Source organism: Cytobacillus gottheilii (assembly GCF_001636345.1).
Classification (GTDB): domain Bacteria; phylum Bacillota; class Bacilli; order Bacillales; family Cytobacillaceae; genus Cytobacillus; species Cytobacillus gottheilii.
In genome coordinates, this window is sequence record NZ_KV440945.1 from 2,006,023 (window position 1) to 2,024,116 (window position 18,094).

An 18,094-nucleotide genomic window follows, 5' to 3' on the forward strand; every position below is an offset into this window, starting at 1 on the left:
TTGGAAGTGAAACGCTATGAAACTTATCATTGCTGAAAAACCAGATCAAGGTTTAACATTAGCCTCAATCTTCAAAATGAAAAAACATCAAGGATTTGTTGAAATCCTCCCTGCTGATTTATTCCCCGAAGGAGCCCTTGTCACATGGGCAGTTGGCCATTTATGCCAGCTGTCAGCACCAGAAAAATACCATTCTTCCTGGAAAAAATGGTCACTAACCAATCTGCCTATTATTCCAGAGCAGTTTCAGTATGAAGTAACAAAAGATAAGGCAAAACAGTTTAATGTCATAAAAAAACTCGTACAGGATAAGCGAGTCACAGAAATTATTCATGCTGGTGATGCTGGGCGAGAAGGAGAACTGATCATCCGCAATGTCCTTCGAGTTGCAGGTGCAAAGCAGCCCATGAAACGGTTGTGGATCTCTTCTTTAACACCAAAATCAATAAGAGAAGGCTTTACATCATTACGGTCAGAGTCTGATACGCGCAATCTCTATTATGAAGCCTATACGCGAGCATGTGCTGACTGGATTGTCGGGATGAATGCGTCCAGGCTCTATAGTCTTCTGTTGAAAGAAAAAGGCTTTTCAGACGTTTTTTCTGTCGGCAGAGTGCAGACACCAACGTTAGCTTTAATCGTGAAAAGAGAAAAAGAGATTGAACGTTTTGTTTCAGAACCTTTTTGGGAAGTGACTGCCGAGTTTCATATGAATGGCAAAACATATCAGGGCAAATGGGACAAAGATGGAGAGTCAAGAGCAGAATCAAAAGAGCTTGCTGAGAAAATTGCTGCTTTCTGTAAAGGAAAAAACGCAGAAATAACAGAAGTGAAAAAGGAAAAGAAGGAATATTTGCCTCCTATGCTATTCAACTTATCCGCTCTGCAGGCAGATGCAAACCGCAAGTATAAATATCCTCCCAAAAAAACGCTTGATATTCTGCAAAAATTATATCAAAAAGGCTTTGTTTCCTATCCACGTTCAGATTCAAGGCATGTAACAGCAGGAGAAGCAGAAATGTTTCCAGATATATTGGCAAAACTATCAAACTTAAAGGAATTCAAAACCTATTTCCCTCTGCCAAAACAATCGCTTTTAGGCAACAAACGATATGTCGATGATAAAAAGGTAACAGATCACTATGCAATCATTCCGACTGAACAGGTGCCTTCAATCGAGAAGCTTTCTTCTGATGAACAAAAGATTTATTTGATGATTGCCCGCAGTTTAATTGCTGCATTTCATGAAAAGTCTGTCGTGGAATATACAGAGGTTGATACGCTTGTAGACGGAAGAGCGATGTTTAAATCAAAAGGAAAAGTTCAGCTGGAACTTGGCTGGCGCAAAGTCATTCCTTTAGCAGAGAAAGATAAGGAACCCAATCTTCCGATTCTATCTAAAGCTGAAAAAGGTGAGGTGCTAAAGGCAGAAGTAAAGGAAGGTAAGACACAGCCGCCCAAAAGATATACGGAAGGTCAGCTCATCACTTTAATGAAAACGGCCGGCAAGCATTTGGAGGATAAAGAACTTGAACAAATGCTGAACAAAACAGAAGGTCTTGGCACAGAGGCAACAAGAGCAGGGATTATTACCATGTTAAAGGATCGAGGGTATATTGATATCCAAAAAAACATTGTCTATGCTACCTCAAAAGCGAAAATCTTAATTAGTGCAATTGGAGAAGAGATTTTGGCTTCTCCAGAGATGACGGCTAAGTGGGAAACAAGGCTTCAGCAGATTTCTGAAGGAACGGCATCACCTAAACAATTTATGGAGCAAACAAATAAAATGGTCCTCCATCTGATTCAGGCATCTTCCGAGAATAAGGATAAATGGACATTTGCACAAGAGGATCAAGATAATTTTACACCGAAAACCTATAAGCAAAAAAGAACATCTTCGGTAGGAAAATGCTTGCTTTGCGATGGAAAAGTTGTTGATAAAGGAACTTTTTACGGATGTTCCAATTATAAAAAAAGCAATTGCGGCTTTAGTATATCGAAAAAAATCTTAAATAAAACGATCACACAAAAGAACGTCAAATTGATCTTGAAGAATGGGGAGACCGAATTAATTGAGGGTTTTTCCAGCAAAGAAAAAATGTTTTCAGCCAAACTGGCATGGGATCAGAAAGATCACAAGCTGAAATTTATTTTCGATAAACAGGTGTAAATAAGAGCGGAGATGTTTGCTGTATACATCTCGGCTTGATGGTAATTTTGAGACATAAGCTTGTCTCCTATTGCCATTTTGTAGTAAACTTTTTAAAGGCTAATGTCATATTAGCCATGCACTTGATAAAAGTATTTGCATCACAAATAAATGTCATGGCTTAGTGTATATTTACATTGTGCTATAAATATAAATGAGAAATAGACAAGTTATTTCAGCGTCAAGTACCTCAAATGGAAGTACTTAATCATGGCGCTAGCGCTTTTCTTTTAGGAGGTACCCTATGCCAACACCAAGTATGGAAGATTATATTGAACAAATATATATACTGATTGAAGATAAAGGATATGCCCGTGTATCCGATATAGCAGAAGCGCTATCTGTTCACCCTTCATCTGTTACCAAAATGGTGCAGAAACTGGATAAAGATGAATATTTAGTATATGAAAAGTATAGAGGTCTTGTTTTAACAGCAAAAGGCAAGAAAATTGGCAAGCGGTTAGTGTATAGACATGAGTTGCTTGAACAGCTTCTCAAAATCATCGGAGTGAAAGATGAAAATATATATCAGGATGTTGAAGGAATTGAACACCATTTAAGCTGGGATGCAATAGACCGCATTGGGGATCTTGTCCAATATTTTGAAGAAGATGAAAACCGAATAAATGCCCTAAGGATTGTTCAAAAAAATAACGAAAATGCTTAAGTGAAAGAAAAATACACAGAAGTCTTGTGTGTTTTTTTGTTTTGTGAATTTGAGAAAAGGCTTACAATATAAATGTTTAGATAAACCATAAGGGAGTGCTTGAGAAGATGCGAACAGAGAAAGATAAAATGCTAGCTGGCGAAATGTATGACCCATTAGATCCTGAATTGCTTCATGCCCGCACAGAGGCCAGAAAAAAGGTGCGTCTTTATAATCTTTCATTAGAATCAGAACACGAAGAGCGGACTAGCATGTTAAAAGAGTTGCTTGGTTCTACAGGAGAAAATGTGTATATGGAACCCAATATTCGCTTTGATTATGGCAGCAATACGCATGTTGGCGAAAACTTTTTTGCTAATTTTGATTGTGTCATTCTTGATGTTTGTGAGGTCAAAATCGGTGATAATTGCATGATGGCACCGGGTGTACATATTTATACAGCCACACATCCTCTTGACCCTGAAGAGAGGAACTCGGGCAAAGAATACGGCAAACCAGTAACAATCGGCAACAATGTTTGGATTGGTGGAGGCGCGATCATCAATCCTGGTGTAACAATTGGAGACAACGCTGTTATTGCCTCTGGGGCTGTCGTTACAAAAAATGTTCCTTCAAATACAGTCGTTGGAGGAAATCCTGCAGCAGTGATTAAACAGCTGGATTTATCGTGAAAGAGAGTTGTATGCAAGCTTTTATGCATACAACTCTTTTTGTTATGCTGTTTATTCTTATCTTATATGGGCTAATGATTAAATAAATAGTTTTTTATATCAGACATAGATAGGATTGTTATGAATAAGTCTAGAATGTACATAGGATGAAACTTTTGAGAAAGTGTACCGTATATAAAGGGGAAGATGGCGAGGGATGATATGCAAAATTGGAGTCTAGAATCAGAGAAACAATGGAATAAACGATCTGCCACATGGCATGCAAGCAGCAAAACGATGTGGGAAGAGGGCAGCCGCAAAGATATTATCCCTTTTTTTTGTAAAGTGGTTCCAGCCTATTCAAAAGTGTGTGATCTTGGCTGCGGAGATGGCTATGGTTCATTAAAACTAGCAAAAAAGGGTTATGAAGTGACTGGCTATGATGTTGCTGATGAAATGATACATAGAGCAAAAGAAACAAACAAACAGAACCATTCTCAATTCATCAAAGGCGATATAACCATACTTCAATTACCCGAAAATTCTTATGACGCAGTCCTTGCAATTAATTCGCTGGAATGGACAGAAGATCCTCTTAAGGTATTAATGCATATGAAACATATGGTTAAGCCAGGAGGCTATGCATGTGTTGGTGTGCTGGGACCAACTGCAGGTCCCCGAAAAAGCAGTTTTCAAAGATTATATGGCGATCAGGTGATCTGCAATACTATGATGCCATGGGAGTTTGAGGCTTTGGCACTAGAAAATGGATGGGAAAAAATAGCGGAATTGCCCGTTTTTAAAAAAGCAGCAGAACAGGTACCCAAGGGTTCACTTCCAGTCGAGCTTAAGCAGGCACTATCTTTCATGTGGGTGTTTATGCTTAAAAATAGAAAAGAGGAGGAATTAGAAAATGAGCAGATATTCGATTGATCAATTTGTAAATCAAACAAAGCAAGAGGACAAAGGGGAAGGTTTGTTTGAATTAGAGACGCCTAGAATGCTGGAAATCAACTTATCCAATCAAATTTGGGCAAAATCAGGAGCGATGATTTCTTATCGGGGGCAAATTAAATTTGAGCGTGAAGGCATTCTGGAGCACGGCTTAGGAAAAATGTTTAAAAAAGCGTTAACAGGTGAAGGCACTTCTTTAATGAAGGCAACTGGGAATGGAAAACTGTATTTAGCCGATCAAGGAAAGAAGATCTCCATCTTACATCTCAATGGCGAATCGATTTTTGTCAATGGGAATGATTTGCTCGCTTTTGAACCGTCAATTGACTGGGATATCAAATTGATGAGAAAAATTGCGGGGATGATGAGCGGAGGTTTATTTAATGTCCGTCTTGAAGGTACAGGAATGGTGGCTATTACCTCACATTACGAACCATTAACACTGCTTGTCACTCCGGATAATCCTGTTTATACAGATCCGAATGCAACAGTCGCTTGGTCTGGCAATCTTCAGCCGGAATTTGTTACAGATGTATCTTTTAAAACATTTATCGGCAGAGGAAGCGGAGAATCCATTCAAATGAAGTTTGAAGGAAATGGATTTGTTGTCGTGCAGCCGTTCGAAGAAGTTTACTACAGTCAGCAATCATAAATAAAACAAGCCTGGATGATTCGTCATCCAGGCTTGTTTTTGATTCAGGGATATTGAGAAGTTCCGTAGCATTATTTAGTGAAAAGAACAATGGCAGCTTAGCATACTCTTATGCCTTCCAGGCTTGCTAATGTTTTATGACCAATTATACGGTGTCTCCTGATACACATAATAATTCAGCCAGTTCGAGAAAAGCAGAAATGCATGTGAACGCCAAATATTAGCTGGAGCTTTTTGAGGATTATCTTCTGGAAAGTAATGAACCGGAATTTTTATATCCAGACCTCTTGAAGCATCTCTCTCATATTCTTCTAAAAGAGTAGTAGCTTCATATTCTAAATGACCCGTTATCATAATCTGCTTTCCTCTATTGGCAGACATAATGAAAGCACCCGCCTCATCTGATGAAGAAAGCAGTGTAATTTCTTGATGAGCAAGCACTTCGTCTAAAGACACATCTGTATGACGGGAATGGGGTGCCCAGAAATAATCATTAAATCCGCTGAGGAGCTTTTCATCTGATTGATATACGGTGTGAGGAAAGACTCCAAAGCATTTGCCTTCTAAATTATATTTTCCGATTCCAAAATGATAATATAAAGCTGCTTGTGCTCCCCAGCATATATGTAATGTCGAAGTTACATTTGATTTTGTCCAGTGCATAATGTCTTTTAACTCCTGCCAATAATCGACCCCTTCAAAGGGAAGCTGTTCAACAGGGGCACCAGTAATGATCATGCCGTCAAACTTCCGGTCTTTAATCTCTTGAAATGTTGAATAAAATTGATCAAGATGCAGCTGGCTTGTATTTTTTGATGTGTGTGTATCTGTTTTTAAGAATGTTATGTTTGTTTGCAGTGGTGTATTGCCTAGAAGTCGAAGCAGATGGGTTTCCGTTTTTTCTTTTTGAGGCATCAAATTTAAAATAAGTATATTCAGCGGGCGGATATCCTGTTGAAGGGCCTTGTCATCATCCATAATAAAAATATGCTCTTTTTCTAATATTTCACGGGCAGGCAAATTTTTCGGTATGTTAATAGGCAAAAGATCAACTCCCATTTTTTCTTAATTGAAAGGCGATATACATATATAACAATATGCTCTCTTATCCATTTTATTAAGATCATTATATAAACGATTGCAATAGTCAGCAATGATAATGTGTTTTAATTTGCTAAGTTTTTTAAATATTATCTCACTGTGATGGTACAATAAAAAGTGGCAAATACATATCACATCATGTTGCAGGGGGAAGATGCATGAACACTAAACTTGAAGTCAAGTCAGATATAGAAATTGCTCAGCAGGCAAAAATGAAACTGATTACAGAAATTGCTGCTTCAATCGGTTTACAGGAAGATGATATTGAATTATATGGCAGATATAAAGCAAAACTCTCAGCAGACACACTAGAGAGAATCAAGACGAACGAATCTGGAAAAGTCATTTTGGTTACAGCGATCAATCCAACTCCAGCAGGAGAAGGGAAATCAACAGTAACAGTCGGTCTCGGTGATGCACTGAATGCTATTGGCAAAAAAACAATGATCGCCATCCGAGAACCTTCCCTAGGGCCAACAATGGGCATAAAAGGCGGTGCAGCTGGCGGCGGGTTTTCACAGGTGCTGCCTATGGAGGATATCAATCTTCATTTTACGGGCGATATCCATGCCATAACATCTGCTAACAATGCGCTGGCTGCCTTAATTGATAATCATATCCAGCAGGGAAATGAGCTGAGAATCGATCAGCGCCGCATTGTCTGGAAGCGTGCGCTGGATTTAAATGATCGTGCGTTAAGAAAAGTTATCATCGGCTTGGGCGGTCCCATGCAAGGTGTGCCAAGAGAAGATGGCTTTGACATAACAGTTGCTTCCGAAATTATGGCGGTGTTATGCCTCTCTGAAGATATAAAGGACTTGAAACAACGACTTGGAAAAATGGTCATTGCCTACAATATGGACAAGCAGCCAGTTACTGTAGCACAGCTTGGTGCAGAAGGGGCGTTAACACTTCTGCTGAAAGAAGCCATCAAGCCAAACCTCGTTCAAACGATTGCTCATACACCTGCACTTATTCACGGCGGGCCATTTGCTAATATTGCTCATGGCTGCAATAGTGTTATTGCCACAAAAGCAGCTGCAAAGCTCGCTGATTTTGTTGTGACAGAAGCAGGGTTTGGAGCGGATCTTGGAGCAGAAAAATTCCTGCATATAAAAGCAAGAACCTCAGGGATTAAGCCAGAGGCTGTCGTGATCGTAGCGACGATTCGAGCTTTAAAAATGCATGGAGGAGTAGCGAAGGACCATTTAAAAGAAGAAAATATCGAAGCGATTCGCATAGGGTTTGCGAATCTGCAAAAACATGCTGAGACGTTACAGAATTTCGGTTTGCCATTTGTTATTGCTATTAATAAGTTTATAACAGATACAGAGGCAGAGATGAATACAATGCTGGAATTATGTGCTGCGAATGGAATGGAAGCAGCTGTTACAGAGGTTTGGGAAAGAGGCGGAGACGGAGGAATAGAGTTAGCACAAAAACTGGTTGAAGTCATCGAACAGCATGAAGGAACCTTTTCCCCTTTATATGAACTTTCTGATTCTCTCGAAAATAAGATAACAGCGATTGCGGAAAAAGTATATGGAGCTGGAAAAGTAGAGTATTCTCAAAAAGCCAAAAAGCAAATAACCCAATTTGAAGAACTTGGCTGGGGGAACCTGCCGATTTGTATGGCGAAAACACAATATTCATTATCAGACGATCCTTCCAAACTCGGCAGACCAGCAGATTTTTCAATTACCATTCGTGAACTTAAGCCATCGATTGGCGCTGGTTTTATCGTCGCATTAACGGGTGAAGTAATGACCATGCCTGGTCTTCCTAAAAATCCGGCTGCATTGCGGATGGACGTTGACGAACAAGGCCAGGCAGTTGGACTATTTTAATATGTTTGATCCTACAGCATTTGAAAATATGAAGGTCGTAATGGAAGGATGTCTCTATGATTACGACCTGGATGGCGAAATCATTATTACTGACCGTAATGATTGGGTGAACTTAGCAAAGCTTTCCCGTAAGTTTGAAATGACACTAAAGAAGAATTCAAGCAGCAAGGTATTCTGTACATTTATTTTGCAAGCTGACCTTGCTAATTTATCAGCTGAACTGCTGCCTCTTTCAAATGGGGTACAGCAAAGTGGTGCTTCTGTTTTTATTAAAACAACTCTCGAACATCCTGAGAACGAAGAATTATATAAAAAATCGGCAGAGCGATTAAAAATCATTTGGGGAGCCAATCATTCAGTTCTGCAGCATATTAGAAAGAATGCCTTAAATGAACATGCTCACGTAGAAAATGAACTAACCATTTCTTTCAATCGCCACATCCAGGAAGATCAAATTGATGACCTTCAAAACATGGCTGAATACATGGTCAAAACCTTAAAGGAAATGGATCATCTTATAAGAAAGTTTCATTGAGCAAACAAGGCGCTATCTTTATAAGGCGCCTTGTTTGTATTTGTGTAATAATCAGAATAATGTTTACAATTGTGCTGTGAACAGCTAGTATAAAATAGGGAAATCATTCCTATTATTAAGAAGGAGGAGAAGCTGATGAATATTTCATCTGTGCAAAAATCGGAAAATGAGGAGAAAAGACAAGAAGTCACCTAGCTTAGGAGGATAAGAGAATGAACGTAAAAACAAATGAGATTGTGATTACCGAATATAGAGAAGAGCATGCTGCACAAGTAGCGAAGATGTGGAATCTGAGCAGAGATAGCTGGGGTGGAGATTCTAGGGTTACAACTGCGGAAGATGTGAAAACAAAAGAAGAGAACTCCGGCAATATTACCCTCTATTTAGCGATGGACCAGGATGAGGTTGTAGGGTATTGCGGGCTATCTAAATACAGGGAGGATATCGGCGCTCTTTATATACCACTTTTGAATGTACGCCCGGATTATCATGGCAAGAAGATCGGTAAAATGCTATTGATGAAAGCCATTTCTAAAACCGTGGAACTCGATTTTCCCCGCGTAGATTTATTTACCTGGCCGGGAAATTTGAAAGCAGTTCCACTCTATAAAAAATGCGGCTTTTTTTGGGAAGATCGCGATGATACTACACATTTAATGAACTTTATTCCATCAGTGCTAAAGATGCCGGTTTTACAGCCGTTTTTTGCAGAAGCAGATTGGTATGAGGCGAGTACGAGATTAATAGAAATTAAGCCGGATGGAGTTAAGAAAAACGGTTTTTCTTTTTATGAATATGAATGGAGCAGTCATGGTAAAAACGTACGGGTAACATTTGAGCGAACAGGAAGAGGAATTGCTGCAATTGAAACGGATGATTTTGCGGTTGAACTTGTAGTGCCATCTCATGAAATGATAGAAGGTCAGACTGAGCTAGTAGAAGTGCATGTGAAAAACAAAAGTGGAATCACTTTAGAGGTTCAGGCAGAAGGCATAGACAATGAACGTTCAACCCTTCAATTATCTTCAAATTTAAATGTAGCCGATGAGGCAATTATAAACGGTACAGTGATGCTTGCAGCTGGAGAGGAACCTAATATCTGGAAAACGCATCCAGTGGTTCAAGTAGAAGTAAAAATTAACGGAGAATCCTGTCTGTTATCTCTTGGTGTGTTTCCAAAACAGCCGGCAAAAATCACCGGAAAATCAACTATGAATTTAGCATTTCTAAATGAGTTATCTCATTTTGAACTAGAGGTAGAGAACAGTTTGCCGGAAGAAGCAGCCTTTACTGTTGAAATTGGTGAACATAATCATGTGGAACTTAAGACAAATCAATTTGTACTCGAATTAAAGCCAAAGGAAAGAGCGCTATTAACGGTTCCTTATATTGTAAAAGAATATGGGTTCTACCAGCCGGACATAAAAATAAAAGCTGTAAAAAAGGATGGCAGTGTTCAGGTCTTCCTGCATAATGAAGTGGGCTTCGGTCTAAAAGGCTTTGGAAAGAAATTTGGAGGGGAATCTAAAAAATATTGGCATTTGTATAATGGAGTCAGCCAAGTCAGGATAAGCAAGCAAAATTATTCGACTGCTGCTGGAAGAAATGAATTAATTGACCAGCCTTTTGCTTTTTTTATTCCCAAGCTTGGAAAACCATATTCATTTGAGTTTTCAAAGCAAAAACCTATTTCTCTTGAGTGGATTTTGGATGAAGAGTGCATTACGTTGAAAATGGTATTTGATTCTGAAGATTTTGCTGGAATACAGCTCGCAGTCTATACATCCTTATTTGGTGAAGGCATTGTAAAGAGGTGGGCTGAAATAAAAAACAGCCATTCTGAGATATATAATCATCTTTTCCTTCAGCAAGCAAATTATCATGACCTTGAAAACGCCATCTTCCCGCTTAAAGCTGGTGTAACAAAGTTTTCGAGAGTAAGAGAGCTGGAATATGGTGATCTTCATAAAGGAGATCTGCAGGAAAATTGGTATTTTTGTGAGCATGAAGAGATGCCAATCGGCCTTTCTTGGGCTGACGACTGGAAGGCGAATCCAGAAGGGTGGCAAATGCAGCTGGAGTTCCATATAGAAAAGCTTGTCCCAGGTGAACAGGTCGAATTGCCAGCAATTGTTCTGGCAATGGGTACATTTCATTCCTGGAAGGAGCAGCGTGATTTTGCCTTGAAAAAGAAGGTGAATAACCAGCCAACTTTATTATTCGAAAAAGAAATTATCATTAATAACGGCAATCCAGTTGTTACTCTTGGCAAAGCAGACATCGTCTTAAAAACTGCCAGAAACAATTATTTGAACGGTAAATGGAAGATGCGCGTAAATGATGCGGTCGTTTTGGAAGAAAAGCTGACTGAGCAGGATGAGAAAACAGAGTTCGGCTCTACACTACAGCTTAAGGATCATGTAGGCATTCAAACCGTAAAAGGAAGTCTTCTTAGCGATCATGAAGAAATTCGATTTGAGGAGCTGGTATTTGCAGCAGGTGGGAGTGTCCACTCATCAATAGAAAAAGGTGAACACTATGACACCTACGTTCTTCACAATGAATTCATTGAATTGAAAGCATCACCAGATTTCTACGCTGGCATTTATTCGCTTAAGATGAATGGAATGCAGTGGCTGCACAGTTCTTATCCGGATTTAATTGCAAAAGGCTGGTGGAATCCGTGGGCGGGAGGATATAAAACCATTCCATCAAATATCAGTCTATTTTCGCTGCAGCAAGCTAAACGTGATGCCAAATTTGTTGATCTGTCTGATTCGTATGGTAATAAGTGGAGATCATTGGCGATACGAACGGTATTTGAGCAGCATGATACGTGGGGGAATTTTCAGTTCACACAATATTTTGCAGTGCTTCCAGGTGTACCGGCAGTTGCTCATTTTGTGCGGATTAATGATCAGAATGGAAAATCAATCGCAGGAGAAACCTGGAATACAGATGTTTTTTTTACAGGAGATCAGCTGAGTGATCTTGCTGTACATTTGCCTGATGGCAAACAGCACATATTTAAAGCTGGTATGGAAGAGATGTCGATCTTTATGCATGAAGGCAGCAGCATAAGCTCTAATGGCCGGGAAGAAAGATTATATGTATTAACAGCAGAAGAACAGAGTGAAGCAGAAGCTTATTTAAATAAGGAAGTTGCTGAATTAACCTCATCCCAAAAAGCAGCCGCGGTAACTGCGCCAATGTTTATGATATTCGATCACCGTCCTCTTACAGCCGATAGCTTTGAGAAGCTGCGAGGAATTTCATTTTTTAATAGTTAATATCAATTCTGTCCCTTAAAAGATGGTTATTTAATAAATAAAGCATGTAATACGTGAAAAAGGCTATAAAAAGAATGTGGGAAATAAGTATTCAGCATTGTGATAAATCTAAATGATTAGTAAACAACTTTTTATAATCATTCGGTTTACTAGTTATTATTTTTATAATATATCTTTCAAACATGAGTGAAATGGAGCGGAGGACCTTCGACTCCTGTGGGCAATAGAGGAAAAGGTGAGACCCCGCAGAAGCTTTGCTTCGAGGAGGCTCAGCTTCCTCCCCACGGAAAGCGAGGGTCCGCAGCGCAATGGAACGGGCGTCTTTAAATACCTAAACCATGACATTGAACTTTCATGTGTTAGATATATTTTTTTCTTTTTGTCCCACCTCTTCTTTCAAAAGCCATATGTTATGGTATTAATTAGAACGTTCAGTTACTATAATAAAAGCAAACATTTTAAAGTTAAAGGAGTACATATGAAAATCATTGACGCACATATTCATTTTTCAAATGTAAAATCTTTTCATCATACTGCCGCAGAGATTTCTAAAGTGGATTATTCTTATGATGGCTATATAAATGAATATAAAGAAGCGAACGTTGTATTAAGCATCGCTATGGGGCTAACGGAGACAGATAAAATGGGTTTCCCTGACCATGAGGCTGTAACGCCAATGGGCTTGGATTTAGGAGATGCTTTGCCGGAACAGATCGTATATTGTGCAGGAATAAATCCATTTGATTTGGATGAAGCTGCTTTAGGCAGACTTGAGCAGGAACTGCAGCATCCAAGAGTGGTTGGGATTAAAATCTATCTTGGTTATTATCCTTTTTATGCATATGATGAGGTATATGAACCGGTATATAAGCTTGCAGAAAAGTATGGAGTACCGGTCGTGTTTCATACAGGCGACACATATTCAGAGCGAGGGCTATTAAAATATTCTCATCCGCTTGCAATTGATGAAGTAGCTGTAAAGCACCGAAATGTGCAGTTTATGATGGCTCATTTTGGAGATCCATGGACGATCACTGGTGCAGAAATCATTTATAAAAATTCGAATGTATATGCCGACTTATCTGGGATAATTGTTGGTACTGAAGAGGAACTGAAAAAAAGAAGCGAAGGCCGTTTCTTAGATCATTTAAGACATGCTCTTGTGTTCGCTGATTCCTATGATAAGCTGTTATTTGGAACTGATTGGCCGCTTGCTCCGGTTGGTCCATATATCCAATTTATCAAAGATTTAATACCGGAAGAATATCATGAAGATGTATTTTATAATACAGCTGTAAAGCTTTTTCCAAAGATAAAACCATTTCTAAAAGAATAAGAAGTAAGGCCGTCAATCACTGACGGTCTTTATTTAAATGCTTGTACATATATTATGGAAAAAGGGGGCAGAAGATCGAAATGAAAATTGCGTGGGTAACAGACAGTACAGCTGCAATGGATGACGTAATGCAAAACCATCCGGATGTGTATATTGTTCCAATTACGATCCTGCTGGACGAGCAAGAATATATTGATGGAGTGGACCTTACACCGGCAGCTCTTTATGAAACGTTAAAAAGTATAAAAGCAGTACCTAAAACCTCTCAGCCTTCTATCGGAACGTTTCAGCAGTTGTTTGAAAAGCTGGGGGAGACATATGATGCCATCATTGCTGTACATCTCTCTGAAAAATTGAGCGGGACCGTTTCTTCCTGTAAACAGGCGGCAGAACTTGTGAAGATTCCTGTTTACACAATTGATTCTGGGCTGATATCATATCCGCTTACGTGGTTGGTGAAAAAAGGAATGCAGCTTGCTGAGCAAGAATTGCAGCCAGAGCAGATTACAACAAAACTGGAATCATTAAAACACGAGAATGAATTATATGTATTAATAGGAAGCTTGGAACAGCTTCATAGAAGTGGACGGATGAATGGCCTGCAATTTTTCCTAGGGAGCGTGCTTCAAATTACCCCAATCATCTCGCTGGAACAGGGTCAATTAAACACGAAAGAAAAGGTGAGAAGTAAGAAAAAAGCACAAGAAAAAATGATAAATTATTTAAAGTCAGCATATGAACAGCATGAACTGAAAGAAGCATTTATCCTTTATGGATTGCACAGGGAAATAGCAGAAGAATGGAAAAGGACAATCGAAATGGAAATCCCCGGTCTTGTGCTGAATTGTTACCCATTGGGAGCAGCAGTTGGCCTTCATGCAGGCGAAGATACACTGGGAATTAGCTGGTTTAACAAGCAATAAACATATAGAAGCTAAAATTTTAATAATGACAATCATATTCTGAAACCGAACAATTTTAGCAGCTGTTAATAATACGCTGTCTAATGGTTCGGCTTTTTTGCTTTTCACATAGTTAGGCTTCTTTTATTTATATGATAATATGTATTATAGCAGGATGAGGAGGGGCACAAGTGGATCAAAGAGAAATCATAGAAAAAACGGAGCTTTTTGTGCAGCAAGTCATGCAGGAAGACTGCACGGGGCATGATTGGTATCATGTAAACAGAGTCCGGGATACGGCGAAATATATACATAAACAAGAAAAGCTTGGAGATTTGTTTATAATAGAAATGTCTGCGCTTCTGCATGACGTGGCAGATGAAAAACTGAACAAATCAAAAGAAGCAGGAGAAAAAAAGCTGAACAGCTTTTTACAAGAACTTTCTTTGCCTTCTGAAACTTCAGAGGAGATTATCAATGTTATTGCAGGCATTTCTTATAAAGGCGGAAATAATCATCGTACTTTGACTATAGAGGCAAAGATTGTACAAGATGCAGATCGGTTGGATGCTTTGGGTGCTGTTGGAATAGCAAGAACCTTTGCATATGGAGGATCTAAAAATCTGCCAATTTATGATCCAGCTTTAACAGTTAGAAATGAAATGACTGTGGAGGAGTATCGGCAGGGAAAATCATCCTCCATTAACCATTTTTACGAAAAACTTTTAAAGCTAAAAGAAAGGCTAAACACACAATCAGCCATAAAAATAGCAGATGATCGCCATCATTTTATGGAGACTTTTTTACAGCAATTTTTTAACGAATGGAATGGTTATTATGAAAATGATTTCTCTTGAAAATATATATAAATCATATGGTGAAAAAGACTTGTTCAGCGGCATTGATTTTACAATTGCCGAAAAAGATCGAGCAGGTTTGATCGGAGTAAATGGTACTGGGAAATCCTCACTTTTGAAGATTGTTGCAGGTGTTGACTTGCCTGATTCCGGTCATATAACAGCGCCAAAAGATTATTCAATTGCTTATTTGCCTCAGGAACCAGATTTAAATCCTGACTTATCTGTTTTGGAGCAAGTCTTTGCGGGAGATGCTCCTGTTTTGAAGCTGTTAAGAGAATATGAAGAGACACTGCTGAAGTTAAATGAGAATCCAGAAGACCAGAACGTTCAGGAAAGACTGTTTCAGCAGCAGAAGCAAATGGATGCTTTGAATGCCTGGGAAACGAGTACAAATGCTAAAACTGTACTAACTAAACTCGGAATAGAAGATTTTAATAAGGCAGTCGGAGAGCTTTCAGGCGGGTTAAAGAAACGCGTTGCACTCGCTCAGGTCTTAATTCAATCACCTGATTTGCTTATTCTTGATGAGCCGACAAACCATCTTGATTATGAGTCTGTTAAATGGCTTGAAGATTATTTAAGCAAATATCAGGGAGCCTTATTAATTGTTACGCATGATCGTTATTTCTTAGATGCTGTAACCAATCGGATGTTTGAATTAGAGGGCGGTAAATTATATGCCTATAAAGGCAATTATGCAGCCTTTTTAGAAGCAAAGGCTTTGCGTGAGGAAAATGAGCAGGCAGTCATTGAAAAGCAGAATAATTTGTATCGCCGTGAACTTGAGTGGATTAGACGAGGTGCAAAAGCTCGAACAACTAAACAAAAGGCCAGAATTCAGCGATTTGATAAGCTGGACGACGAGTTATCCTCTGTAAAAGCAAATGAAAGGCTTGATATGTCGCTGCAGGGAAGCAGGCTTGGAAAACAAGTATTTGAGTTTAAAAATGTGACCAAAACATACGGTGAAAAGACGATTATGAATTCCTATGATCTTCTTATTAAACCTGGTGATCGGATTGGCATCATCGGCAGAAACGGAACTGGAAAATCAACTTTCCTAAATATGCTTGCCGGTAATATCGCACCTGATACGGGAGAAGTTCAGGTTGGGCAAACCGTAAAAATTGCCTATTACACGCAAGAAAGTGAAGATATGGACGAAAATAAACGCATGATTGAATATTTGAAGGAAACTGCTCAAGTTGTTGAAACATCTGATGGCAAAACAATCTCTGCTGCACAGATGCTTGAACGATTCCTTTTTCCTCCATATTCGCATGGCACGCCTATTCGAAAGCTCTCTGGCGGTGAGAAAAGAAGGCTGTATTTATTAAAGATCCTGATGTCAGAACCCAATGTCCTTCTGCTGGATGAGCCTACAAATAACTTGGACACTCAAACATTAACGGTGCTAGAGGATTATCTCGATGATTTTTCAGGAGTGGTCATTACTGTTTCCCATGATCGGTATTTTCTTGATAAAGTGGCAGAACAGCTTATTGTCCTTCGAGGCAATGGGGTTATTGAATCAATCTACGGAAATTATAGCGATTACTTGGAAAAAGAAAATCAGAAACAGCCTGTAAAAGAAAAATCAGATTCAGAGAAACCAAAACAACAACAGGAAAAGCCAAAGAAAAAGAAGATGACATTTAAGGAAACGAAAGAATGGGAAGAAATTGACAGTAAAATTGAGGCCGCAGAAGCGCGTATAGAAGAAATAGCAGCAGAACTTTCCAAGACGGGAAGTGATTTTGAAAAGGCCCAGTCCTTAACACAGGAAAGTGATGAGTTAAATCAGCAGCTTGAATATTTAATTGAACGATGGAGTTATTTGTCTGAGATAGCTGATCAATAAATGAACGTAAGCATTCTGTATGAACTCAGAAGATTTGCTGTGATAAAATAAGTCTACATGCAGATCAAGTGATAAAGGGTGATACTTTTGAAGATAAAAGCGATTGAACCAACACCGAGTCCGAACACAATGAAAGTCATACTTCATGAAGAACTGCCAATGGGAAAAAGCCATAATTACAAAAAGGATCAAAGTGAAGGTGCTCCCGATGTGATTAAGCAAATCCTGGAGATACAGGGAATCAAAGGTGTATATCATGTTGCCGACTTCTTAGCAGTTGAACGAAATGCCAAATTTGACTGGCAGGAGCTTCTTCAGCAGGTTAGAGCCTGTTTTGGAGAAGAAACAGAAGCAAATCAAAATGAGCAGCGTATCGATGAGCATTACGGTGAGATAAACGCTTTAGTGCAAGTTTATAAAGGCATTCCCATGCAAGTGAAATTAACGAATGGGACAGAAGAGAAGAGATATGGTCTGCCAGAAGCATTTGTTCAGGCTGTTGGACAAGCACAAAGTCCAGACGATAATGTTGTAGTAGTACGTAAGTGGAAAGAATTAGGCGTTAGATATGGTGAATTTGACGCGATTGGAAAAGAAGTAGTAGAAGAGCTTTTAGCCGCTTATCCTCAGAAAAGATTAGATATTCTAGTGGAAATCGCCAATAATCCAGATCAGCAGGAACAGCTGAAGCAGAAGGAAAAAGGCAAGGTTACGCTGGAGGATCTAAATGATCCGGATTGGCGTGTACGCTATCAAAAGCTGGAGCAAATGGACGATCCTGAATTAAATGACTTGCCTGTACTTGAAAAAGCATTAACAGACGAAAAAGCATCTATCCGCAGATTGGCAACCGTATATTTGGGCATGATTGAAGATCAGCAAGTACTTCCTCTTCTTTATAAAGCCTTAAACGATAAAACCGTCACGGTCAGAAGAACAGCAGGAGATTGTCTATCAGATTTAGGTTTTGAACAAGCAGCACCAGCCATGATGGAAGCATTAAAAGACAGCAGCAAACTTGTCCGCTGGCGTGCCGCTATGTTTTTATATGAAGTAGGCGATGAACAAGCGCTGCCGGCTTTGAAAGATGCGGAAAACGACCCTGAATTTGAAGTGAGTCTGCAGATCAAGCTTGCCATTGAGAGAATCGAAATGGGCGAAGAAGCTAAAGGATCTGTTTGGAAGCAGATGACAGAGTCAAGGAAATCTTAAATAATATGATCTTAA

The 18,094-nt window shown here is 39.2% G+C and carries 14 protein-coding genes; 13 read left to right on the top strand and 1 reads right to left on the bottom strand.

What is annotated here, in order from left to right:
- Positions 1 to 16: 16 nt before the first annotated feature.
- From A6754_RS09705 to A6754_RS09725, 5 genes are all read left to right on the top strand, one after another.
- A complete protein-coding gene (locus tag A6754_RS09705) occupies positions 17 to 2,173 on the top strand; it encodes a DNA topoisomerase III (RefSeq protein ID WP_066444396.1) in 2,157 nt (718 codons plus the stop codon).
- Positions 2,174 to 2,456: 283 nt separating this feature from the next.
- Complete coding sequence (mntR, locus tag A6754_RS09710; protein ID WP_066444398.1) at positions 2,457 to 2,879, top strand: transcriptional regulator MntR; 423 nt, start codon at positions 2,457 to 2,459, stop codon at positions 2,877 to 2,879.
- Between the two features lie 107 nt (positions 2,880 to 2,986).
- The gene (locus A6754_RS09715) at positions 2,987 to 3,550 is read left to right on the top strand and encodes a sugar O-acetyltransferase (protein ID WP_066444399.1); all 564 of its coding nucleotides are present in this window, start codon (positions 2,987 to 2,989) and stop codon (positions 3,548 to 3,550) included.
- A gap of 201 nt (positions 3,551 to 3,751) precedes the next feature.
- Positions 3,752 to 4,462, top strand: coding sequence for a class I SAM-dependent methyltransferase (locus A6754_RS09720; protein WP_156495857.1), 711 nt, complete (start codon positions 3,752 to 3,754; stop codon positions 4,460 to 4,462).
- Positions 4,443 to 5,135: an AIM24 family protein gene (locus A6754_RS09725; protein ID WP_066444401.1), complete on the top strand. Its 693-nt coding sequence runs from the start codon at positions 4,443 to 4,445 to the stop codon at positions 5,133 to 5,135. The genes A6754_RS09720 and A6754_RS09725 overlap by 20 nt, the downstream gene beginning before the upstream one ends.
- 135 nt (positions 5,136 to 5,270) lie before the next feature.
- Here the strand turns inward: A6754_RS09725 and metA are convergent, their stop codons facing one another.
- Positions 5,271 to 6,179: a homoserine O-acetyltransferase MetA gene (metA, locus tag A6754_RS09730; RefSeq protein ID WP_066444403.1), complete on the bottom strand. Its 909-nt coding sequence runs from the start codon at positions 6,177 to 6,179 to the stop codon at positions 5,271 to 5,273.
- Positions 6,180 to 6,394: 215 nt separating this feature from the next.
- Between metA and A6754_RS09735 the strand changes: the two genes are divergently transcribed.
- The 8 genes from A6754_RS09735 to A6754_RS09770 all read left to right on the top strand — a co-directional run bounded on the left by A6754_RS09735 (position 6,395) and on the right by A6754_RS09770 (position 18,079).
- Positions 6,395 to 8,083, top strand: a complete 1,689-nt coding sequence (locus A6754_RS09735; protein ID WP_066444405.1) for a formate--tetrahydrofolate ligase — start codon at positions 6,395 to 6,397, stop codon at positions 8,081 to 8,083.
- Positions 8,070 to 8,618 (top strand): hypothetical protein, encoded by a 549-nt coding sequence (locus A6754_RS09740; RefSeq protein ID WP_156495744.1) that lies wholly within the window; start codon positions 8,070 to 8,072, stop codon positions 8,616 to 8,618. The genes A6754_RS09735 and A6754_RS09740 overlap by 14 nt, the downstream gene beginning before the upstream one ends.
- 212 nt (positions 8,619 to 8,830) lie before the next feature.
- Positions 8,831 to 11,908, top strand: a complete 3,078-nt coding sequence (locus tag A6754_RS09745; protein WP_066444414.1) for a GNAT family N-acetyltransferase — start codon at positions 8,831 to 8,833, stop codon at positions 11,906 to 11,908.
- A gap of 478 nt (positions 11,909 to 12,386) precedes the next feature.
- Entirely contained in the window at positions 12,387 to 13,244 is an 858-nt protein-coding gene (locus A6754_RS09750) for an amidohydrolase family protein (RefSeq protein WP_066444416.1), read from the top strand.
- Between the two features lie 80 nt (positions 13,245 to 13,324).
- Positions 13,325 to 14,167: a DegV family protein gene (locus A6754_RS09755; protein WP_066444418.1), complete on the top strand. Its 843-nt coding sequence runs from the start codon at positions 13,325 to 13,327 to the stop codon at positions 14,165 to 14,167.
- Positions 14,168 to 14,337: 170 nt separating this feature from the next.
- Positions 14,338 to 15,003 (top strand): HD domain-containing protein, encoded by a 666-nt coding sequence (locus A6754_RS09760; RefSeq protein WP_066444420.1) that lies wholly within the window; start codon positions 14,338 to 14,340, stop codon positions 15,001 to 15,003.
- Positions 14,984 to 16,867 carry an ABC-F family ATP-binding cassette domain-containing protein gene (locus tag A6754_RS09765; RefSeq protein ID WP_066451539.1) on the top strand — a complete coding sequence of 628 codons (1,884 nt, stop codon included), beginning with the start codon at positions 14,984 to 14,986 and terminating at the stop codon, positions 16,865 to 16,867. Before A6754_RS09760 ends, A6754_RS09765 begins: the two co-directional genes overlap by 20 nt.
- A gap of 87 nt (positions 16,868 to 16,954) precedes the next feature.
- The gene (locus A6754_RS09770) at positions 16,955 to 18,079 is read left to right on the top strand and encodes a conserved virulence factor C family protein (RefSeq protein ID WP_066444422.1); all 1,125 of its coding nucleotides are present in this window, start codon (positions 16,955 to 16,957) and stop codon (positions 18,077 to 18,079) included.
- Positions 18,080 to 18,094 lie beyond the last annotated feature (15 nt).